The following is a 20,204-nucleotide window of genomic DNA, read 5'->3' as shown; positions in this document are numbered from 1 at the left end:
ATGAAGTCTTGTCATGTCACTATCGGAATCGTCCTGCAGGCCGTCACACTGCTGGGCATGGCCAACACTCTACGCGCGTGGAAGACCCGCGCCGCCACCGTCGCCGCCGTCGCCCTGCTGACCCTGGCCCCCGCCGTGGTCACCAGCACCGAGGCCCACGCCACCGTCAGTGGCACCGTGTGTCTCTCCGTCCTGCCGGACCAGGCGGACACCACCCTCGCCCTGATCGCCAAGGGCGGCCCCTACCCCTACTCGCAGGACGGCGCAGTCTTCCAGAACCGGGAGGGCGTGCTGCCCGCCCAGTCCACCGGCTACTACCACGAGTACACCGTCGTGACCCCGGGCTCCTCGACCAGAGGCGCCCGGCGCATCGTCACCGGCAAGGCCTACCACGAGGACTACTACACCTCGGACCACTACGTGACCTTCCGGCTCGTCAACTTCTCCTGCTGACAGGCCGGTCCGCACGGAGGCCCGCCCCCGGCGGAGCGTCACCCCGACGCGCCGCCGGGGGCGGGCCTCCGCCGTGCCCGCGCGGTCACCGCGTCAGCGGGCGAGGAACGGGACGAGGACCGCGGTGAGTTCGGCGGGTGCGTCCAGTGCGACGAGGTGGGCCGCGGTGGGGAACTCGACCAGGTCGGCGCCGGGGATCCCGGCGGCGTACCGGCGGGCGATGTCCTGGAAGTCGGCGACGTCGAGGCGGCCGATTCCGACCAGTGCGGGCACGCCGATCGTGGCGACGTCGCGGTTCGTGCCGCCCCGGGAGTGTGCGCCGACGGTGTCCTGGTGCACCAGCGACGTCCGCACGGAGGGCCGGAGCCGTTCGGCGAGTCCCGGGGCGACGTCCTCCCAGCTGCGGGCCGGTCCGCGCAGCCACATGTCGAGGTTCACGCGGACCGCGGTGTCCAGGTCGCCTGCGGCCAGGGCCGCCGTCTCGGCCTCGTCGTACGCGATCATGTCCGCCGACCAGTCGTAGCCGGGCCACGGCGGGGCGAGCAGTGCCAGCGACTCCACCCGCTCCGGGTGGGTGAGGGTGAAGTCCACGGCCACGCGGCCGCCCCAGGACGCGCCGACGAGCCGGACGCGCGCATGGCCGAGGTGGTCCAGGAGGCGGCAGAGGTCGTCCGTCTCGCTGAACGGCCCGGCCGGGGGCGCGGACTCGCCGAAGCCGCGCAGGTCGTAGCGGACGACGGTGTGCCGCTCCGCGAGGGCGGGCACGACGGCGTCCCACATGCGGTGGTCGGCGACGCCGGCATGGACGAGGACGACGGGCGGACCTTCGCCCGTGACGGTGTAGGAGAGGTGCCCGAGGTCGTCGGCAAGGATGAGCATCCGCAGATACTGGCAGGTCAAGCCCGTACGGGGCTACCGCACGAGCGCCACCGCCACCGCCACCGAACCCGCCACCGGATCCGGACCCGGTGAACCCGGGCGGTCACCGCACCGGGCCGGGCCCTGGGCTGCGTCGGCGAGGTGACGTGCGGCGGAGGCGCCAGCCGTGTCGGTGACGTGCGGTGTGCGGCGTATGGAGTGCGGCGGTGCTACGCGAAGCGGGCGGCGAGCTCGTCGAGGTCGGCGACGAACCAGACGTGCCGTCCGCGGTTCGACTCGCGGACGAGGTCGGGCAGGGCCGAACTCGCCGCGAGCTCGCGGGAGATGTCGCCCACGACCACCAGGTGCAGCCGGTAGTTGACGAACTTCTGCATGACCTGCCCGGCGAAGCCGCTGCTGAGGTCGAAGAAGCGCCCGTCGAGCCTGCCCGCCGGCACCGCCACGACCTCGGCCTGCCCGAAGGCGACGCCCACCAGGTGGTCGAGGGCGTCCTGTTCGGTGGCGATCGGCGCGCCGCCGGCGTCGCAGACCAGCACCGGCACGCCGTGGAGCTGGTCCACCCGGTCAGCCATGCTCCGGCTCCCGTCCGGAGGGGCCGGTCATGCCGTTGCCGGGCCCGAGGACGCCGTCGAGCAGGTGGAGGAGGTCGGCCGTGGCGGAGGCCGGTCCGAGGATCACGATCTTCATGCGTGCACGCTCCCTGTCGTGGATCGTCTGGATGCGCAGCGGGTCGGGTGTGGCCTGCCGGGACTGCGCCCCCGCCGTGAGCAGGGTGCTCAGCCGGGCCGCCGCCCCGGCGTCGATGCCGTCGATCTGCACGATGCTCGACACCTCCACGTGCCCCCGGGCGGAGGCCGGGGCCGGTGGCGCCGCGAGCGGTGCGGCCGGACGGCCGGTCAGGGCCTCGAAGTCCTCCCGGGCGATCCGGTACTGCTTGCCGATCCGAGTGGCCTTCAGCCGCCCTTCGCGGACGTAGCTCCGGACGGTCCGTACGTGCAGTCCGAGCAGCTCGGCGACCTCGCCGACCGAGTACAGCTCACGATCCGTGGTATCCATCGATCCGTATCGTACTCCATCCGTCCCCATGGTGGGGATGGATAGGGAAGGAAGGGGAGGTGTGAGTCACTCGGGGCCTGACGGTGACCGGCGCAGGTGCGGCGCGGCCCCGTCGGTGAGGGCGCAGACCGCGATCGCCGCCGCCGCCCCCGCCACGGCGGCGCGGAGCAGCGTCGACTCGTAGGTCGTCCCGACCGTCCACCGTGCGGTGGCGGCCGCGGCGGCGGCGGCCGTGGTGAGGGCGAGGGCGAGTCCGGCCGCCACCGCGGGGCGCGGGCCGGTGCTCCGTACGGCGTGCACCGCGGCGGCCGTCAGGAGGAGCGCTCCGGCGCCGGCCGCGACCGCCGGGGTGCCGAAGGTGACGCCGTACCGCACCGCGAGGGCGGGGACGTAGAACAGCAGGAGTGCCCGGCCCAGGCCCGAGGCCAGTACGGTCGTCGCCGGGCCGGCCGGGACGGCGCCGCGGGGGATGCGTCCGGTGACGGCCAGGACGGCCAGGGCGGCCGCGGCCCAGGGGAGTTGCGCCCCGAGGTGGCCCAGGTTGTAGAGGAGCGCGGTGTCGTACACGGTCAGCACCAGATGCCCGATCGCCCACAGGTCGGCCGTGAAGACCAGCAGGCCCCGCGGCGTGACCACGGTCGGCGCGTCCGGCCCGCGCCCCGCGGTGGCCCGGACCAGCCGCGGCGTCACCGCGGCGGAGGCCAGGCGGAGGGCGATGTCCTGCACGGTGTACGGGTTGCGGAGGTCCCACTCGACGATGCAGAACACGGCCGTGTACGACGCGCAGGCCAGGGGTGTCAGCGCGTGGTGGGCGGCGCGCCGGTGCAGCGCCGGGTCGAGGCGGCGCAGGATCACCATGAACACCAGCACCACGAAGGGGAGTTCGAGGAACGCCTGCACGCGGAGCAGGCTCGGCGCGAGCATCCAGGGGGCGGGCGTGCGGTCGGCGAGGGCCCGCAGGGCCGGGTTGCCGTCCGCGAGGGCGAACCAGCCCGCCGGGAGGTGCCGGGCGATGAACGACGTGTCGCCGCCGTGCACCCGCAGGACGTAGACGGTGAACAGCACCTGGTTGAGGTAGATCAGGCCGGTCACGGCGGCCAGCGCGGCTTCCGGCGGCACCCCGCGCCGCGTACGGCCGCCGGACGATCCGCGGGCGGGGCCGGGGCCGGGGCCCGGGTCAGGGGCGGGGCCGGAGCCGCAGCCGGCGCCAGGGCCGGGGCCGGCGGCCGACCGCCGGCGACCCGCGAACGCGGCCGCGGCCGCGGCGGAGACCGAGACGACGACGGTGGCGTCGACCAGCAGCGAGGTGGCGCTCATGAGAGGCCCATCCAAGGGGCACCCGGGCCGTCCGTCAACGGCGCTCCGCCGCCGCACCCGCCCGGCAGTGGCCCCGTGCCGAACTGCTGGGACGGTGAACCCGAAAGGCCCGGAACGGAGTTGGACCCGGCACCGCCCGGCCCGGCCGCACGCAGCCGCTTCCCGGGTACGGCGGCCCGCGGACGGGTGCGGCGGCGCTGGTAAGTTGGCAGGTGCCGTGGCGCCGCGCATGGGCGCCGCATCTCATCGGAGGAGTACCCGTCGTGTCCTCGTCGTCACAGGCAGCCGGACAGCACCCCGTGGATCTCGCGGACGCACGCGCCGAGTACGAGAAGCTCCTCGCGCTCGGCCTGCGCCTCGACCTCACGCGCGGCAAGCCCTCGTCCGAGCAGCTCGACCTCTCCGACGACCTCCTCACCATCCTGCAGCCCGGCGACGTCCGTGCCGCGGACGGCACCGACGTCCGCAACTACGGCGGCCTGCAGGGCCTGCCCGAGGTGCGGAGCGCATTCGCCGAACTGCTCCAGGTGCCCGCCGACCAGCTGTTCGCCTGCGGCAACGCGAGCCTCAACGTCATGTACGACGTGATCGCGCACGCCATGCTGACCGCCCTCCCGGGCGCCGAGCGGCCCTGGGCGCAGGAGGAGGAGGTCCGCTTCCTGTGTCCCGTGCCCGGCTACGACCGGCACTTCACCCTGTGCGACCGGTTCGGCATCACCATGATCCCCGTGCCGCTCACCGGCGAGGGCCCCGACATGGACGTCGTCGAGGAGCTCGTCGCCGCCGACCCGCGGATCAAGGGCATCTGGTGCGTGCCCAAGTACAGCAACCCCACCGGTGAGACCTACAGCGACGAGACGGTCCGCCGCCTCGCCGCGATGACCACCGCGGCCCCCGACTTCCGCGTGCTGTGGGACAACGCGTACGCGGTGCACCACCTCGCCGACGAGAAGGCCGAGATCCTGCCCGTCCTCGCCGCCTGCGCCGAGGCCGGCCACCCGGACCGCGTGTTCGTGTTCGGCTCGACCTCCAAGATCACCCTGGCCGGTGCGGGCGTCGCGTTCCTCGGCTCCTCGGCCGCGAACATGGCCTGGTACGCGAAGCTCGCCGCCGCCCAGACCATCGGCCCGGACAAGGTCAACCAGCTCCGCCACGCCCGGTTCCTCCCCGACACCGACGCGGTGCTCGCCCACATGGAGCGCCACCGCACCCTGCTCGCCCCGCGCTTCGCCGCCGTCTACGAGGCCCTGGAGAGCGAGCTCGGCCCGCTCGGCATCGCGACCTGGACGGCCCCCCTGGGCGGCTACTTCGTCAGCCTGGACGTCCCCGAGGGCTGCGCCTCCGAGGTCGTGCGGCTCGCCAAGGAGGCCGGCATCGCGCTCACCCCGGCCGGCGCCGCCTTCCCCGGCGGACACGACCCGCGTGACAGCCACATCCGCCTCGCCCCGTCCTTCCCGACGGTCGACGAGGTCCGGACGGCGATGCGGGGCGTCGCCACCTGCGTGAAGCTGGCGGCCGCCGAGCAGGCGGCGAAGGCGGGCACGGCCTCCGCGTGACGGTCCGGCACCCGGCTGCGGCCGGGTGCCGGGAGTGCGCCCACGGCGGCGGAGCGGCACCACGCTCCGCCGCCGTTCGCCTTCCCCGCGGCCGCTCCTCGCGACCCTCGCCCCGCGCCGACCGCCGCGGTCGGGCGCGGGACGGTGTTCAGGAGAGGTCCTTGCGCATCAGCGTGCACATCGTCTCGTGGCGGCGCAGCGTCCCGTCCGGGGTGTTCCGGGATCGTGCGGTGGGTGCGGTGGGTGCGGTGGGTGCGGCGGGTGCGGCGGGTGCGTGCGGCCGTGGTGCGCGGGCGGTGGCAGGCGGGGTGCCGGGGTGCCCCGTTCGGCCGTATCGCGGGCGGACACGGCCCGTCGGCTGGTGCAGCGGGGGCGTCGCGGGTCAGGGTGGCCCGATGGACGAACGCTTCGACGACGTACTGCCCGATGCCGCCCCCGCGGGGCTGGCCGCACTGCCGGACCTCTCCGCCACGGCGCTCGACTGCTGGCGGCGCGGTGACCGGGAGGGCGCGTTCGACGCGGCCGCCCGGGTGGTCGCCGCCGCCGAGAAGGCCCTGGACGAGCTCCGCACACCGCCCGCGGCCGAGGAACTGCGCCCGTTGCCCGTGCGCGGCGCGGAGGACACCGAGAGCTCCGCCTGGCTGGGCTGACCAGGGGTCGGCCCGTCCCGGCCCGGTCACCCTCCGCACCGTCCGTGCCTGCCGCCCGGTCCGCAGGTCCGCGCGTCCCCTCCCCCCCGGTCCGGCGGCCGGACGGATCGTCAGGGCGGCACGGCACCCGGTACGGTCGGCCCGAACGGTGGTGCCGGCAAGGTGGGGGAGTGGTGGGGGAATGGAGCCGTTGAGAGCGGGCGACCCGCGGCAGGTGGGGGAGTACCTGCTGCTCCGGAGGCTGGGCGCGGGCGGCATGGGCGAGGTCTACCTCGGCCGCAGCCCGGGCGGGCGGACGGTCGCCGTGAAGATGGTGCGCGGCGAGTACGCGGCCGACCGCGAGTTCAGGCTCCGCTTCCGGCAGGAGGTGTCGGCGGCCCGGCGCGTCGGCGGCCGGTGGACGGCGCCCGTGCTGGCCGCCGACACCGAGGGCGACCACCCGTGGGTCGCGACCGGGTACGTCGCCGGGCCGCCGCTCTCCTCCGCCGTCCGGGAGTTCGGGCCGCTGCCCGCCCCGGTCGTCCGGGCGCTCGGCGCGGGGCTGGCCGAGACGCTGGAACACGTGCACGGCATGGGCCTGGTGCACCGCGACATCAAGCCGTCGAACGTGCTGCTGGCCCTCGACGGCCCCCGGCTGATCGACTTCGGCATAGCCCGGGCCCTCGACGCGGCGACGGCGCTCACGCAGTCGGGCTTCGTCGTGGGTTCGCCCGGCTTCATGTCGCCCGAGCAGGCGCAGGGCCGCCCGGCCGGACCTCCCGGCGACGTCTTCGCCCTCGGCGCCGTCCTCGCGTACGCCTCCACCGGGATCGCGCCGTTCGGCGAGGGGGTCAGTGCGGCCGTCCTGCTCTACCGCGTGCTGCACGAACCGCCGGAGCTCGGCGAGCTCGACGGCGACCTGCGCGCACTGATCCTCGACTGCCTCGCCAAGGCGCCGGCCGACCGGCCGACCCCGGCCGCTCTGCGGGAGCGCCTCCGCGCCGGCGAGGGCGGCACCGTGCGGCTCGGCCGGAGCGGCTGGCTGCCCGCGGCGGTCTCCGAGTCCGTCGCCCGGCTCGCCGTCGACCTGCTGAGCCTCGACCTGGACGGCGCGGAATCCGACGGCCCGCACGGCCCGCACGGCCCGGGCGGTGCCGACGGCGATCAGGGTCCGGCCGGGGACGGCGGGTCCGCCGGTGGGGCGACGCCGCCCGCGCAGGCCGACGGCGCGGACGGCCGTACCCCGACGGCGCCCGGGACGGTACGGGCCGTGGGGGATCCGGCACCCGCGACGGCCGACGCGGCGCACCCGGGCGGGACCGGCGGCGTCGCCGCGGCCACCGCGGACGTCGCCGTCGCCCCGGTCCACGCCGCCCGCCGCTGGGCGGCGCCGGTCGCGGCCGGGGTGGCCGTCGTCCTCGCGACGGCCGGGCTGACCCTGTGGCTGTCCGGCTTCCCGGCCGGCGGGAGCCCGGGTGCGGCGCCGGAGGCGTCCCGGTCCGCGTCCCCGTCCGCCTCGCCGTCCCCGTCCCCGTCGCCCTCGCCGTCCCGCACGGTCCAGCCGATCGCGGAAGGCGCCGTCCCCGCGGTGTTCCTCGGCACCTGGGAGGGGACGGTGGTGCCCAGCCGGGGCAAGGGCTCCGGCAACAGCCTCACCTACCGCGTCCAGCTGTTCCAGGGCCGGATCGGTGAGACGGTCAGCCGGGCCACGACGGCCCTGCCGAGCGCGAGCATCACCTGCGGCGGCGGTACCGGGATCCTGGTCTCCGCGACGTCCGACACCCTGGTGGTCTCGGAGTCGTGGCCGGCGAGCAGCAACGGGTGCAACGGTCTGGTGGGGGTCGAGGTGGCGCTGAAGCTGAACCCCGACGGCAGCGTCACCTGCTCCCAGGACGGCTTCAAGCCCGGCAGGCTCACCCGGGCGCACTGACGTGTGGCCGCCACGGCCCGGGACACACGGGAGCGGGCCCGGTCGTGGTGACCGGGCCCGCTCCTGCCGTCCGCCGTCCGCCGTCCGCCGTCCGCCGTCCGGCAACTGGCAGCTGTCGGCTGTCAGCCGGCGAAGCAGAGGGCGCTCGCGCCCATGGGGTAGCAGGCGATGCTGCGGGTGGCCGTGCCGGTGCGGCCGGTCCGGTCGGTGACGGTCAGCTGGGCGGTGTACGTGCCCTGCCCGGCCGGGTAGCGGTGGGAGACGGTGGCCCCGGTCGTGCTGGTGGAGTCGCCGAACTTCCAGCTGTAGGAGGCGATGTCACCGTCGGGGTCGGTGCTGCCGGTGGCGTCGAAGGTGCAGTCCTGGTACCAGCAGGACGCCACCAGGGAGGCCTTCGGTGCGTTGCCGCCGGGCGGGGGTGTGCTGCCGGCCGTGACCTGCTTGGACGTGCTGCCGGTGAGGCCGCTGTTGTCGGTGACGGTCAGCCTGACGGTGAAGGTGCCGGCCGTGGCGTAGGTGTGCGAGGGCCTGACCGCGGTGCCGGTGGTGCCGTCGCCGAAGTCCCAGGCGTAGGAGGCGATCGAGCCGTCCGCGTCGGTGGAGGCGGAGGCGTCGAAGGTGCAGGTGGTTCCGGAGTCCGCGCACGTCGCCGTGAAGTCGGCCACCGGGTTGCCGGGCTGCGGCGTCGTGCCGCCCAGGCCGTTGGCGATCAGCAGCTTGTTCGGCGAGCCGCTGCCCGCGCCGGTGACCACGCCGGAGGCCGCCGCGGCGACCAGGGCGTCACGGACCTGCCGGGGGGTGGCGTCGGGGTGCGCGGAGAGGTAGAGCGCGGCGGCGCCCGCGGCGTGCGGCGTCGCCATCGAGGTGCCGCTCATGGTGGCGGACCCGCCGCCGTTCCTGGTCGACACGATGCTGCCGCCGGGCGCGAAGAGGTCGAGGCAGCTGCCGTAGTTGGAGAAACCGGAGCGCGCGTCGTTGCTGTCGGTCGAGCCGAGGGTGATGGCTGCGGCGACCCGGGCGGGGCTGGTGGAGCAGGCGTCCTTGCTGTCGTTGCCGGCCGCGATCGCCACGGTCACACCGGCGTTGATCGCGCCCGTCACCGCGTCGTCCATCACGGTGTCGGCGCTGCCCGCGAGGCTGAGGTTGGCGACGGCGGGGCCGGAGTGGTTGCGCGCGACCCAGTCCATGCCGGCGGCGATCTGCGAACTCGTACCGGTGCCGGAACAGTTGAGGACGCGGACGCTGACGATCTTCGCCTTCTTCGCGACGCCGTACTCCTTGCTGCCCGCGGTGCCGGCGGTGTGGGTGCCGTGGCCCTGGCAGTCGCTCGCGTCGGAGTCGTTGTCGATGAAGTCGTAGCCCGAGGTCGCCCGGCCCTCGAAGCTGGGGTGCTGGAGGTGGACACCGGTGTCGACGACGTAGATCGTCACGCCGGAGCCGTCGTCGGGGTAGGTGTACGTGCTGTCCTTCGCGCCGTCGATGCGGTCCAGTCCCCAGGACGGCGGGTTGGCCTGACTTCCCGTCAGGTGCACGGTCTTGTCGGCCTGCACGTACCGGATGCCGGGCGCCGCGGCGATGCGGCGGGCCTGCGCCTCCGTGGCGGAGAGGGTGAATCCGCGGAGCGCGCTGGAGTAGACCAGGCCGACGGCGCCGCCGTGCGCGGCGACCAGTTCGGCGGCGCGGCTGCGGACGTCGGAGGCGGCGGCGGCCACCGGGGAGGGGGTTTCGTCCAGCGCGACGACGTAGCGGCCGGCCACCGCGTCGGCGTCCTGCGCGCCCCGGATCTCGCCGAGGGCCGGGGTGGGGGCGGGTGCGGCCGTCGCGGAGGCCGCACCGGTGAGGGTGAGGAGGGCCGCCAGCGCGGCGGTGCCTATCGCGCGCAGTGGTGCGGGGGTCGGTGCGGGGGGCGTTCGCATGCTCGTGCTCCTGGGGCGTGGGGGTGCACGGGCCCGTCGGGGGACCGCGCTGCCTCGTTCGGGACGTCACCGGTGCTGCGCGGCAGCGGAATCGGGGGCCGCCGCGGTGACGCTGATCAGCCTCGGCGCCGGTGCCGTGCCGGAACAATCCGTAGGGGCATGGGTAGGCGTACGCATTCGTGCGCGCGGCCCGCCGGCCGGCCGGATGCGTACCGCCCGGCCTGGTGCGGGCGGTCCGTCGCCGCGTAGCCTGGACCGCGGCCGGGGTCAGGCGCGGCCCGCGGGCACCTCGTCCGGCAGCGGCACCACGGCCAGGGCGGCGGCGACCCCGCCGCGGCCGGCCACGTCCAACTTCCGCAGCACCTTGGCGACATGCTGTTCGACGGTGCGGGGCGAGAGGAACAGGGTCTCGGCGATCCCGCGGTTCGTCGCGCCGGTGGCGACCAGCCGGGCGACCTCCCGTTCGCGCGGCGAGAGCAGGCCGCTGTACCCGCGCCGTCCACGGCGCGAGGGGGTGGGCACGCCGACGGCGCGCAGCGTACGGCGGCACCGGGCCGCGTCGTGCACGGCCCCGAGCGCGTCGAACTCCTCGATGAGCGACCGCAGTCGGTCGAGGTCGTCCTCGGCGGGCACGCCCGCACCGGGGGCACCGGGTTCGCGGGCGGCCGCCCGTCGGCTCCGGACGGCCGCCTCGGCGCAGCGTGCGGCCGGGTACGGCTTGGGCAGCCGGGCGTAGCGTTCCTCGGCGAGGGTGAACCATGCGGCCGCGTCCGTGTCCCGGCCCGCGGCGCGGGCGAGCAGCCCGCTGCAGACGGGTACGGCGGCCAGACCCAGGGGGAGGGCGCGGCCGTCCACGCCGGCGGCGTACTCGTCGGCGAGCGCGGTCGCGTCGGCGGTGCGACCGGCCCTGATCAGTGCGGTCAGTGCGGCGGGGACGAGGTCGGCGGCCCAGGCCCAGAGCGCTTTGCGGCGGATCCGGGCGACGGCCCGTTCGGCCTCGGCGCAGGCCGCGGGGAGGTCGCCGCGGGCGAGCAGGATGCGGACCATCGCGCCGGACGCCGCGGCCAGCAGGGGTGCCGGCGCGTTGTCGGGGTCGGCCAGCGCGGCGGCGTCCAAGTGGTCGGCGGCCTCCTGCCACTCGCCCCGGGCGGCGCCGAGCAGGCCCAGCACGAGCCCGGCGTCGGAGCGGATGTCGGAGGGGCCCTCGGCGATGTCGACGGTGTGCCGGGCGCGTTCGGCGAGTCCGGGCCAGCGGCCGTGGCTCCACTCCAGCCGCAGCGCGGTGCCCTCGATGATGCCGGCGAGGAACGGCGCCCGGTTGGCGGCGGCGAGGCGGTGGCCCTGGTCGGCGTAGCGTGCGGCGTCCTCCTGCAGGCCGAGCCAGGCGGCCTGGTCGGCGAGGTTGGCGCACATGCGGGCGAGTTCGAGGCGTTCGGCGTGCTCCGCGGGCCGGGCGAGGAGCGCCTCCGCCTCGGCCCGTACCGCCGGGTCGCCGGCGCCGAGCCGCAGCGCCAGGTGGTTGCCCCGCACCGCGAGCCGCAGGGCGCCGTTGCCGTGGGCCTGCGCGAGGCGTTCGGCGCGGCGGATCCACTCCTGGTGGACGGGCAGCGGGTCGGTGCCCCAGGTGGGCATGGCCAGGCTCGCGAGGGCGCGGGCGGCGAGGTCGGGCCGTTCGTGCAGTTCCTCGACGGCGGCGGCCGTGTCGGCCCGGCCCTGTTCGTGGTTGCCCGCCTGGTTGTTGAGGAGGAGGCCGAGGTTGAGCCGGATCTCGCCGCGGACGGCGTCGGGGAGGTCGCCCGCGTCGACGATGCGGCGCAGGAGACGGCTCGACCGGCGGTGGGTGAGCCCGATCATGGCGAGGCGGCTGAGCCGGACGGCGAGCCGTCCGCGGTCGGCGTCGGGCAGGGACGCGTCGTCGAGGAGCCGTTCGAGGAGTTCGACGGCGAGTGCGGTGTCGCCGAGCGCGCGGGCGGCCTCGGCCGCCGCCTCGCCGTACTCGCGCCAGGCGGGCAGGTCGCCCGCCTGCCGGGCGTGGTAGGAGAGTTGGACGAGGGGCGGCTTCTCCTGCGCGGCGAGGGCGTCGATCGCCCGGCGGTGCAGGCGGCGCCGGTCGAGCCGCAGCAGCTGGTCGTGGACGGCCTGCTGGGCGAGCCCGTGGCGGAAGCCGTAGCGGTCGTCGCCGTGGTCGTGGAGGACCCCGGCGTGCAGGGCCTCGCTCAGCGCGTCCAGTCCGGCCTCGCCCGGGTGGCCGGAGACCAGGGTGAGGAGGCCGTCGTCGGCGGCGACCCGCAGGACGGCGGCGGCGTGCACGATGTCGACCGCGGACGGCGAGAGGGAGGCCATGCGGTCGGCCATGGCCTCCTGGAGCAGCGTGGGTACGGCCATCGCGTCGAGGCCGGCGGGCCCGGGGCCGTCGCCGTCCCGCGGGAGCGCGCGGACGGTCTCCTCCAGGACGAACGGGATGCCCGCCGTGCGGTCCAGGAGCCGGGCGGCGAGCGCGGGGCCGACGGGCCGGCCGGTGAGCTCCGCGGTGAGCGAGCGCACGCCCTCGGCGTCGAGCGGCCGGAGCGGCATCACCACCGAGGTGACACCGGGCGGGTGGCGGTAGGCGCGGCCCAACGGCATTCCGGTGCGGGGGAGTTCCTCGCGGCGGTGGCTGAGTACGGTGACCAGGCCGGGCGGTGGCGCGTCGACGAGGAAGCGTACGAGGTCGCGGGTGCCGTCGTCGGCCCAGTGCAGGTCCTCCACGACGAGGGTGACCCGCCCGAGCGCGCCGAGGAGTTCGCGGACCGCGCGGAACACCCGGTGCGTGTGCGCGGCCTGGTCGGCGATCGGCTCCGGCGCGGGAGGCAGCCGGTGGGCGAGCTCGGGGAGATACGGCCGCAGCGCACCGCAGACGGGGTTGAGGCCGACGGGCAGCGCTCCCTCCAGCGTGCGCAGCACGTCGAAGAACGGCCCGTACGGGAAGGGTTCGCGCAGCGGCGGACAGGCTCCGGCGAGCACCACGCCGAGGTCGCCCGGGGCGTTCCCCCCGGCGCGGGCGCCGCGCTGCCGGACGGAGCCGTCCCGCAGACGCCGCAGGGCCTCGCGGATGAGCCGGGTCTTGCCGATGCCGGCTTCGCCCTCGATCAGGACCACGGCCGGGGCGGACCTCAGCGCCTCGGTCAGGCGGTGGAGTTCCTCGGCGCGTCCGACCAGGACGGGCGAGCCGTCGCGACCGCCCGGTGCACCGTCGGCCATGGGCGCCTCCACAGGGCCACGGGGAACGGATGATGCGAGAACCTACTGGCTCCGCCCGGAGGCGGCAAGGGTCACCCCGAGCGGCCGGTGCCCCGGCGGGTCCGGTGCCGGGACAGCGCCGACGGTGCGTCAGCCCCTGCGCCGTGCGGGTGAGGCCCGGGGTTGCGAACGCCCGTCCGGTGCCGGGGTGTGTGTTCCTTGGGGCAGCGGACGCCACCCGGGCGCTGCGAACCTCTCACAGGAGTCGTCTTGCGCAGGACACTGCTCACCACCACGCTCGTGATCGCCGCCACCGCCGTGGCCGCCCTGCCCGCCTCCGGCGCGGCCGCCCCGGGCGCCGCCGTCCCCGGATCCGCCGCGCACCGCCCGGCCCTGCCGGCCGACGGCACGGTCCGGGACGGCCTGCGCTCCGTCGGCCTGACGGACGACCAGCGCCTCGTCGCCTTCCCGGTGGTCCACCCCGACCAGGCCCGGACGATCGGGGCCGTCGACGGGCTGCAGGGCGACACCCGCCTGGTCGGCATCGACTACCGCGTACAGAACGGCATGCTCTACGGAGTCGGCGACCAGGGCGGCATCTACACGATCGACGACACCAGCGGCTGCTCCACCAAGGTCTCGCAGCTCTCCGTGGCCCTGCAGGGCACGTACTTCGGCGTCGACTTCAACCCGGCCGCGAACCGGCTGCGGATCGTCTCGGACACCGGGCAGAACCTCCGCCACAACATCGACGACCCGAACGGCACCCCCGCCGCCGGCACCACCGCCGTCGACGGCATGCTCAGCAACCCGGCCGTCCCGCCCGCGACCACCCCCACCACGGCGACCGGCATCACCGGCTCGGCGTACACCAACAACGACCTCGACGCTGCCACCGCCACCACCCTCTTCGCCCTCGACACCGCGAACGACCGCATCTCCCTGCAGTCGCCCGCCAACGCCGGCACCCTCGCCCCCACCGGCCGCCTGGGCGTCGACGCCGGACCGGACGCGGGCTTCGACGTCCACTACTCGGCGAGCCGCGGCAGCAACCACGGCTACGCCGCGCTCGGTGTCGACGGGCAGCGGTCCTTCTACCGGGTCGACGTCCTGACCGGCCGCGCCGTGGCGCTCGGGACGTTCGGTGCGGACGACCAGGTGGTCGACATCGCCGTACCGCTCGGCCAGGACTGACGTCCCGCTCGCCCCGCCCGCGCCGCTGACGGCGCGAGCGATCCGCTCCGCCCGCTCCGCCCGCTCCGCCCGCTCCGCCCGTACGACCTGATGCCCTGTCCCCGACAGAGCTGAAGGCGGAACCGCCCACCACGACCCGTGTGCCGACGGTTCCGCCCCGCAGTCCGGCGCCTGCCTCAGAAACACCCGCCCGACTGCACCCCGTGTTCGACGCAGCACACCGCGTGGATTGGTCCGTCCTCCGAACGGGTTCCGAGATCCTGCGGTCGCCGGCGTCCGCCGCCGTGTTCACCCGGCCCTGCGACGCCGACATCCCCTCCCGGCCGCACCCGGGGCCCGTCCCGCCCGCGATCCGCCGCCCGCGTGCACCCGTGTCCGGTGCCGGGCCCACGCCGCTGTGCGACGGGGTGTGACCGGGCCGTTCCGGCAGGTCGCGTGACGGCCGACACGGGGTGTGACCGGCGCGGACGGTGCGGGTACGGGGCGGCTGCCTGCTACAGTCGATGTAGTTGCAGTTGTGGTTCCCATGAACTCTGTGTGCGCCTGCTGATTACTCGCGGGCGCCTTGTTTTTTCCCGGCTCTTTCCGGGTGGGCCATCATCTCGGCGACGCGTGGTGCGCGTGGTGTGCACCTCGGCATAGCCCCCTCGAAGGAGATTTCTTTTATGGCTTTCGGCACTGTGAAGTGGTTCAACTCGGAAAAGGGCTTCGGCTTCATCGAGCAGCAGGACGGCGGCGCTGACGTCTTCGCCCACTTCTCGAACATCAACGCCAACGGCTTCCGTGAGCTGCTCGAGGGCCAGCAGGTCGAGTTCGACGTCGTGCAGGGCCAGAAGGGCCTGCAGGCGGAGAACATCCGTCCGCTCTAGTCCTGTCGCTGTGGGCCCCCGCCGTGCGGGGGCCTGCAGCGTGTTCGCGCACCGTGCACCGCCGGGCACTCCCGGTGGGCACGCTGCGCGGGGCCGTGCGAGGTCGCACACGGTCCGCGGGCCTGCGCCCGTACGCCGGCGGCTGCCCACCGCAAGGGGGCGCCCCGGACGGTTACGCCGTCCGCGCCGGGCGCCCGTCCCCCCGGTTCGTTCTGGCAACTCCGTCCGGCCGTGGCCTGCGGAGCCTTCCCTGCGACGTGCCGCCCCGAGGAAGGTCTCCGCAATGAACCGTTCCAGCCGTTCGCCGTACCAGAACACCCGCTCGCGCCCCGCTTCCGGCGCGAGCTCCTTCGGTTCCGGCCGCCGTCCGGCCCCGTCGAGGGGCCGTCAGGCACCCGCCGGCCGCCAGGAGTTCGCGATGCCCGTGGACACCACGCCCGGGCTGCCCGCCGTCGAGGCGTTCGACGAGCTCGACATGCCGGCCGCACTGCTCACCACGCTGGCCCGGCACGGGGTCACGGAGCCCTTCCCGATCCAGGCCGCCACGCTGCCGAACTCGCTGGCCGGCCGCGACGTGCTCGGCCGCGGCCGCACGGGCTCCGGCAAGACGCTCGCCTTCGGCCTGGCCCTGCTGGCCCGCACCGCGGGCCGCCGCGCCGAGCCCGGCGAGCCGCTGGCGCTGGTGCTCGTGCCCACCCGTGAGCTCGCCCAGCAGGTCACCGAGGCGCTGACCCCGTACGCGCACGCGGTGCGGCTGAGGCTCGCCACCGTGGTCGGCGGGATGTCGATCGGCCGCCAGGCGCAGGCGCTCAAGCGCGGTGCCGAGGTCGTCGTGGCCACGCCCGGCCGGCTCAAGGACCTGATCCAGCGCGGTGACTGCCGGCTCGGCGAGGTCACCGTGACGGTGCTCGACGAGGCCGACCAGATGGCCGACATGGGCTTCCTGCCGCAGGTCACCGAGCTGCTGGAGCAGGTCGCCGTGGGCGGCCAGACGATGCTGTTCTCGGCCACCCTGGACCGCAACGTCGACCGGCTCGTGCGCCGGTTCCTGAAGGACCCGGTGACGCACTCGGTCGACCCGTCCGCCGCCACGGTGAGCACGATGGAGCACCACGTGCTGCACGTGCAGAGCCACGAGAAGGACGCGACGATCGCGCACATCGCCTCCCGCGAGGGCGGCGTGATCATGTTCACCGACACCAAGCACGGCGCCGACCGCCTGGTCCGCGACCTGCTGGCCAACGGCGTGAAGGCCGCCGCGCTGCACGGCGGCAAGTCGCAGCCGCAGCGCACCCGCACGCTGGAGCAGTTCCGCACCGGCCGGGTGACCGCGCTCGTCGCCACCAACGTCGCCGCCCGCGGCATCCACGTCGACGGGCTCGACCTGGTCGTCAACCTCGACCCGCCGGCCGACCACAAGGACTACCTGCACCGCGGCGGCCGTACCGCCCGGGCCGGGGAGACGGGCACCGTGGTCACGCTCGTCCTGCCCAACCAGCGCCGCGAGATGAGCCGCATGATGGCCACCGCCGGCATCACCCCCGCGACCGCGCGGGTGCAGCCGGGCGACGCGGAGCTGACGCGCATCACCGGTGCCCGGGTGCCCACCGGCGTGCCGGTCGTGATCGCCGACCCCGTGGTCGAGCGGCCGCGCCGCAGTGCCGCGCCCGGCCGCGACCGCCGCAGCCGTCCCGCCCGTGGTGCCGCGGCCGGCAGCCGTGGCGGCCGTCGCCCCACCCGCACCGCGTAGTCGCCCGGATCGTGCCCCGGGCCCGCCGCAGCAGCGGCGGGCCCGGGGCCGGTCAGCGGGGGTCGGGGGCGGTCACTGGTCGGAGTAGCTGAGGTCGCCCACCGTCCAGCTGCTGATGTCGGCGATCGCGATGCGGTACATGCCGCCGGTGTGGGGCAGCCCGAAACTGCCCTGCAGGATCCGTGCCACGTGCAGGTGCAGGTAGGTCGGGCCGGTGCCCGGTGCCGTACGGGAGTTCGGTCCGGCGGCGTCCGTCGCGAAGAGCGAGGCGAACGGCTTGAGGTGTTCGGAGGCTTCGAGCACCTCGGCCACCCGCTGCCGCCACACGGACTCCGGCGCGAGCCTGCCCGTGATGACGGCGCCTGGGACGACCACGGTGAGAGGCATCTGGTTGCTTCCCCCGGATTCCACCATGGCGGCGATGTCGACAAGCAGCCCATCGGGTTTCGTCATGCGGACAGGGTAGTCCCGGGCGCTCCGTGCTGTCGGCACCCGGTGGACTCCGTTCCCCGCCCCGCCGCCACGGCCCGGGAGCGGGCATGTGCGCAGGTCGGCCGGGTGCAGGTGGGCGGGATGCAGGTCGGCCGGGTGCAGGACGGCCGGAAATCGGCTCTGGCGCACCACCGCGGCGGGTACACGCCAGGACATGGGTACACATCTCATCACGGGGGCCGGCTCCGGCATCGGCGCGGCGACCGCAGGTCTGCTGGCGGAGCGCGGTGACGAACTCTGGCTCCTGGCACGGGACACGGCGCGGGCCGCGCAGCTGCGCGAGCAGTACCCCGGCAGCCGGACGCTCGTCGCGGACCTCGCCGTGCCCGGCGGCCTGGCGGCGGCCCTGGAGGGCCAGGACCGCCCCGGCCGGCTGGACTCGCTGCTGCACGTCGCCGGCGTCATGGAGCCCGGTGCGGTCGCCGACCTGGCGGCCGAACCGTGGCAGGAGACCTTCGCCGTCAACGTGATGGCGCCCGCCGAACTCACCCGGCTGCTGCTCCCCGCGCTGCGGGCCGCGGGCGGGCACGTGGTGTTCCTCAACTCCGGCGCGGGCCTGCACGCCCCGCCGGGCCTGGTCGCGTACGCGGCGTCGAAGTTCGCCCTGAAGGCGCTGGCCGAGGCGCTGCGCGCGGAGGAGCACCAGCACGGTGTGCGGGTCACCACCGTCTACCCGGGCGAGGTCGACACGCCGATGCAGGCGAGGCTCCACGACCGGCTCGGACTGCCCTACGACCCGCGGACCTGCATCCGCCCGGAGTCCGTCGCCGCCGCGGTGGCCACGGCCCTCGACCTGCCGCGGGACGGCACGCTCAGCGATCTGATGATCCGCCCGGGCTGTTGACCACGTCTGCCGGGCGCCGCACCGCGCCCGGCCCGTCGTCGTCGTCCGGGCCGCCACCGTGGTCCGCGTCGTGGTCCGGGCCGCCGTGGAGGTCGAGCCCGTCGTGGTCCGGCCCGTCGTCGTCCGGGCCGCCGTGGAGGTCGGCGTAGGCGGGCACCGCCGCGAGCAGCTGCGCGTGCGTGCCGAGTTGCGGGGCCGCGCCGTCGAGGAGGAGCACGCGGTCGGCGCGGCGGGCCGGCCCCGGTCGGTGGGTGACGGTGACGACGGTGCCGGGCCGCCCGCGGAACGCCTGCTCGACCCGCAGCTCCGCCGCCGCGTCGAGGTGCCGGGTCGCCTCGTCCAGCACCACGAGGCGGGCCGGTGAGAGGTAGGCCCGGACGAGGGCGACCAACTGCCGTTCGCCCGCCGACAGGGCGGCGGGTTCCACGTGTCCGTCGAGGCCGCCGACCCGCGCCAGCAGGCCGTCCGCGCCGAGCGCGGCGGCCGCCGCGGCGACGGCCGCCGCGGAGGAGTCCGGGGCGAGCCAGCGCAGGTTCTCGCCGAGCGGACCGGCGAACACGTAGGCGTCCTGCGGCAGCAGGACCCGGGCACGGGCCAGCACCGCCTCGGGGACCGCACCGGGCGGCACCCCGCCCAGCAGCACCCGGCCCCGCCCGGGGGGGACGATGCCGCACAGCACGTCGGCGAGGGTCGACTTGCCGATCCCCGACGGTCCGACCACGGCGAGGTGCTCCCCGTCCGCCAGGGCGAGGTCGAGAGCGTCGAGGACGGGTTCCGGCGCCGCGCCGTACGCGAACGTGACCCCGGCGAGCACGACCGAGCCGTCCGCGGGCCGCGCCTCCCGCCCGTCCGCGTCCGCGTCCGGGCCGTCAGCCTCGCGCCCGTCCGCCTCCTGCCCGTCCGCGTCCTGGCTCTCCGCCTCCGGGCCGTCCGCCGGGCGGGCGGGCGGCTCCGGGAGGCGGGCCGCGCCGGCGAGTCGCTCCGCGGCCACCGCCATGCGCAGCCAGGACGCGCCGACGCCCTGGACGAGGAGCCGCAGCGCGGGCTCCAGCGTGCCCGTGACGTACGCGAGGACGCCCACCACCTCGCCCGCGGTCATGCCCCGGCGCACCAGGGCAGGGGCGGCCAGGACCACCAGCAGCAGCGGCAGGTGGGCGCCCGCCGCCACGACCAGGCGGCGTACCCCCGCCACCAGGGCCAGCGCACGCCCGGCCGCGGCGTTCTCCGCCACCGCCGCCACGAGCTCGTGCTCGGCCCGCCCCTGGGCCCCGCACGCGACGAGGTCGCGCAGCGCCTGCAGCGTGTCGACGCTGAGCCGCGCCAGCTCCTCCTCCGCGAGGAACGCCTGCCGCTGCCGCCGGACGGTGGCCGGGGCCAGCGCGGCGAACGCCACCAGCGAGCCCAGCAGCGGTCCGGCGACCAGCGGCACCGCGGCAGGCGCGAGCGCGGCGGTGCCGGCCACGACCACCACCGCCGTCAGGGCGAAGTGCGAGACGACCAGCAGCTGCCCGGCCGCGGCGTCGCGGACCGCTTCCACCTGGCGGGTGAGCTGGGCGACCACCACGGCGGCGGAGCCGTCCCGGCGGCCGCGGGCCGCGACGGCCCGGTGCAGGGTGCCCGTCACCACCGCCCGCATCAGCCGGTCGCGCAGCGGTTCGACGATCTCGGCGAGCCACGGGTAGGTCTGCCGGGAGGCCCACGCCCCGAGCAGGGTGACGGCAGCGAAGACGGACAGCCACAGCGCTGCGGGGCCGGGCCGGTGGACGAGGAAACCGCGGTCGACGGCGAGGGCCAGTGCCTTGCCGGATACCAGGGCGGGCGCCGCGGAGAGCAGGGTCCAGAGGGCGAGCCGGAGGGCGGCCCGGCGGCTGTCGGCGAGGGCGGTGCGCAGCAGCCGGGCGGCCGCCCGGCCTGGCGTGGCGGCAGGCTTCCCGGCCGCCGGCCGGTCGGCCGCACCGGCTCCCGCCGTTCCTGCCGCATCCGCCGTACCTGCTGTACCCGTCGTTCCTGGCCTGCCTGTCGTGTCCGCCGGGCCGGTGGTGCCGGTGGTGCCGGTGGTGGCTGGGGGCATCTGGGGGTCCTCCCGCTCGTCGGGGTGTC

The 20,204-nt window shown here is 75.7% G+C and carries 16 protein-coding genes; 8 read left to right on the top strand and 8 right to left on the bottom strand.

Annotated elements, in window-relative coordinates:
- The first annotated feature begins 57 nt into the window (after positions 1-57).
- On the top strand, positions 58-453 hold the full coding sequence (locus SNE206_RS32395) for a ribonuclease (RefSeq protein ID WP_407917107.1): 396 nt from the start codon (positions 58-60) through the stop codon (positions 451-453).
- 93 nt (positions 454-546) lie between these two features.
- On the opposite strand, the gene SNE206_RS32390 is transcribed toward SNE206_RS32395, so the two are convergent.
- From SNE206_RS32390 to SNE206_RS32375, 4 genes are all read right to left on the bottom strand, one after another.
- The gene (locus tag SNE206_RS32390; RefSeq protein ID WP_407917106.1) at positions 547-1,332 is read right to left on the bottom strand and encodes an alpha/beta fold hydrolase; all 786 of its coding nucleotides are present in this window, start codon (positions 1,330-1,332) and stop codon (positions 547-549) included.
- Positions 1,333-1,541: 209 nt separating this feature from the next.
- Positions 1,542-1,904, bottom strand: coding sequence for a DUF4180 domain-containing protein (locus SNE206_RS32385; protein WP_407917105.1), 363 nt, complete (start codon positions 1,902-1,904; stop codon positions 1,542-1,544).
- Positions 1,897-2,388 carry a helix-turn-helix domain-containing protein gene (locus SNE206_RS32380; protein ID WP_407917104.1) on the bottom strand — a complete coding sequence of 164 codons (492 nt, stop codon included), beginning with the start codon at positions 2,386-2,388 and terminating at the stop codon, positions 1,897-1,899. The genes SNE206_RS32385 and SNE206_RS32380 overlap by 8 nt, the downstream gene beginning before the upstream one ends.
- Positions 2,389-2,454: 66 nt before the next feature.
- Entirely contained in the window at positions 2,455-3,705 is a 1,251-nt protein-coding gene (locus SNE206_RS32375; RefSeq protein WP_407917103.1) for a hypothetical protein, read from the bottom strand.
- 263 nt (positions 3,706-3,968) lie between these two features.
- On the opposite strand from SNE206_RS32375, the gene SNE206_RS32370 reads away from it, so the two are divergent.
- From SNE206_RS32370 to SNE206_RS32360, 3 genes are all read left to right on the top strand, one after another.
- Complete coding sequence (locus tag SNE206_RS32370) at positions 3,969-5,261, top strand: aminotransferase class I/II-fold pyridoxal phosphate-dependent enzyme (RefSeq protein WP_407917102.1); 1,293 nt, start codon at positions 3,969-3,971, stop codon at positions 5,259-5,261.
- Between the two features lie 395 nt (positions 5,262-5,656).
- Entirely contained in the window at positions 5,657-5,911 is a 255-nt protein-coding gene (locus tag SNE206_RS32365; RefSeq protein ID WP_407917101.1) for a hypothetical protein, read from the top strand.
- A 181-nt stretch (positions 5,912-6,092) separates the two neighbouring features.
- On the top strand, positions 6,093-7,820 hold the full coding sequence (locus SNE206_RS32360; protein ID WP_407917100.1) for a protein kinase domain-containing protein: 1,728 nt from the start codon (positions 6,093-6,095) through the stop codon (positions 7,818-7,820).
- A gap of 122 nt (positions 7,821-7,942) precedes the next feature.
- Here SNE206_RS32360 and SNE206_RS32355 read toward each other — a convergent pair whose 3' ends face one another.
- Together SNE206_RS32355 and SNE206_RS32350 are read right to left on the bottom strand one after the other, a co-directional pair.
- A complete protein-coding gene (locus SNE206_RS32355; RefSeq protein WP_407917099.1) occupies positions 7,943-9,736 on the bottom strand; it encodes a S8 family serine peptidase in 1,794 nt (597 codons plus the stop codon).
- A gap of 267 nt (positions 9,737-10,003) precedes the next feature.
- Entirely contained in the window at positions 10,004-12,976 is a 2,973-nt protein-coding gene (locus tag SNE206_RS32350) for an ATP-binding protein (protein WP_407917098.1), read from the bottom strand.
- Between the two features lie 249 nt (positions 12,977-13,225).
- Between SNE206_RS32350 and SNE206_RS32345 the strand changes: the two genes are divergently transcribed.
- The 3 genes from SNE206_RS32345 (at position 13,226) to SNE206_RS32335 (ending at position 16,768) form a co-directional block, all read left to right on the top strand.
- Positions 13,226-14,149 (top strand): DUF4394 domain-containing protein, encoded by a 924-nt coding sequence (locus SNE206_RS32345; RefSeq protein ID WP_407917097.1) that lies wholly within the window; start codon positions 13,226-13,228, stop codon positions 14,147-14,149.
- A gap of 665 nt (positions 14,150-14,814) precedes the next feature.
- Positions 14,815-15,018, top strand: coding sequence for a cold-shock protein (locus tag SNE206_RS32340; protein WP_405009024.1), 204 nt, complete (start codon positions 14,815-14,817; stop codon positions 15,016-15,018).
- Positions 15,019-15,301: 283 nt separating this feature from the next.
- Positions 15,302-16,768 (top strand): DEAD/DEAH box helicase, encoded by a 1,467-nt coding sequence (locus tag SNE206_RS32335; RefSeq protein WP_407917096.1) that lies wholly within the window; start codon positions 15,302-15,304, stop codon positions 16,766-16,768.
- Between the two features lie 72 nt (positions 16,769-16,840).
- Here SNE206_RS32335 and SNE206_RS32330 read toward each other — a convergent pair whose 3' ends face one another.
- Positions 16,841-17,221, bottom strand: coding sequence for a hypothetical protein (locus SNE206_RS32330; RefSeq protein WP_407917095.1), 381 nt, complete (start codon positions 17,219-17,221; stop codon positions 16,841-16,843).
- Positions 17,222-17,414: 193 nt separating this feature from the next.
- Between SNE206_RS32330 and SNE206_RS32325 the strand changes: the two genes are divergently transcribed.
- Positions 17,415-18,104, top strand: coding sequence for an SDR family oxidoreductase (locus SNE206_RS32325; RefSeq protein ID WP_407917094.1), 690 nt, complete (start codon positions 17,415-17,417; stop codon positions 18,102-18,104).
- Here the strand turns inward: SNE206_RS32325 and SNE206_RS32320 are convergent.
- Positions 18,073-20,175: an ATP-binding cassette domain-containing protein gene (locus SNE206_RS32320; RefSeq protein WP_407917093.1), complete on the bottom strand. Its 2,103-nt coding sequence runs from the start codon at positions 20,173-20,175 to the stop codon at positions 18,073-18,075. The genes SNE206_RS32325 and SNE206_RS32320 overlap by 32 nt on opposite strands.
- Positions 20,176-20,204: the final 29 nt, after the last annotated feature.

This window comes from Kitasatospora sp. NE20-6, from assembly GCF_045862635.1.
Note: the sequence above shows the minus strand (reverse complement) of the source record. Positions and strands in the feature narration are given on the sequence as shown.

Excerpts from the sequence above, each read along its gene's own strand:
- SNE206_RS32395 (WP_407917107.1), top strand. The coding sequence starts at position 58 with ATGGCCAACACTCTACGCGCGTGGAAGACCCGCGCCGCCACCGTCGCC.
- SNE206_RS32390 (WP_407917106.1), bottom strand. The coding sequence starts at position 1,332 with ATGCTCATCCTTGCCGACGACCTCGGGCACCTCTCCTACACCGTCACG.
- SNE206_RS32385 (WP_407917105.1), bottom strand. The coding sequence starts at position 1,904 with ATGGCTGACCGGGTGGACCAGCTCCACGGCGTGCCGGTGCTGGTCTGC.
- SNE206_RS32380 (WP_407917104.1), bottom strand. The coding sequence starts at position 2,388 with ATGGATACCACGGATCGTGAGCTGTACTCGGTCGGCGAGGTCGCCGAG.
- SNE206_RS32375 (WP_407917103.1), bottom strand. The coding sequence starts at position 3,705 with ATGAGCGCCACCTCGCTGCTGGTCGACGCCACCGTCGTCGTCTCGGTC.
- SNE206_RS32365 (WP_407917101.1), top strand. The coding sequence starts at position 5,657 with ATGGACGAACGCTTCGACGACGTACTGCCCGATGCCGCCCCCGCGGGG.
- SNE206_RS32360 (WP_407917100.1), top strand. The coding sequence starts at position 6,093 with ATGGAGCCGTTGAGAGCGGGCGACCCGCGGCAGGTGGGGGAGTACCTG.
- SNE206_RS32355 (WP_407917099.1), bottom strand. The coding sequence starts at position 9,736 with ATGCGAACGCCCCCCGCACCGACCCCCGCACCACTGCGCGCGATAGGC.
- SNE206_RS32350 (WP_407917098.1), bottom strand. The coding sequence starts at position 12,976 with ATGGCCGACGGTGCACCGGGCGGTCGCGACGGCTCGCCCGTCCTGGTC.
- SNE206_RS32340 (WP_405009024.1), top strand. The coding sequence starts at position 14,815 with ATGGCTTTCGGCACTGTGAAGTGGTTCAACTCGGAAAAGGGCTTCGGC.
- SNE206_RS32335 (WP_407917096.1), top strand. The coding sequence starts at position 15,302 with ATGAACCGTTCCAGCCGTTCGCCGTACCAGAACACCCGCTCGCGCCCC.
- SNE206_RS32330 (WP_407917095.1), bottom strand. The coding sequence starts at position 17,221 with ATGACGAAACCCGATGGGCTGCTTGTCGACATCGCCGCCATGGTGGAA.
- SNE206_RS32325 (WP_407917094.1), top strand. The coding sequence starts at position 17,415 with ATGGGTACACATCTCATCACGGGGGCCGGCTCCGGCATCGGCGCGGCG.
- SNE206_RS32320 (WP_407917093.1), bottom strand. The coding sequence starts at position 20,175 with ATGCCCCCAGCCACCACCGGCACCACCGGCACCACCGGCCCGGCGGAC.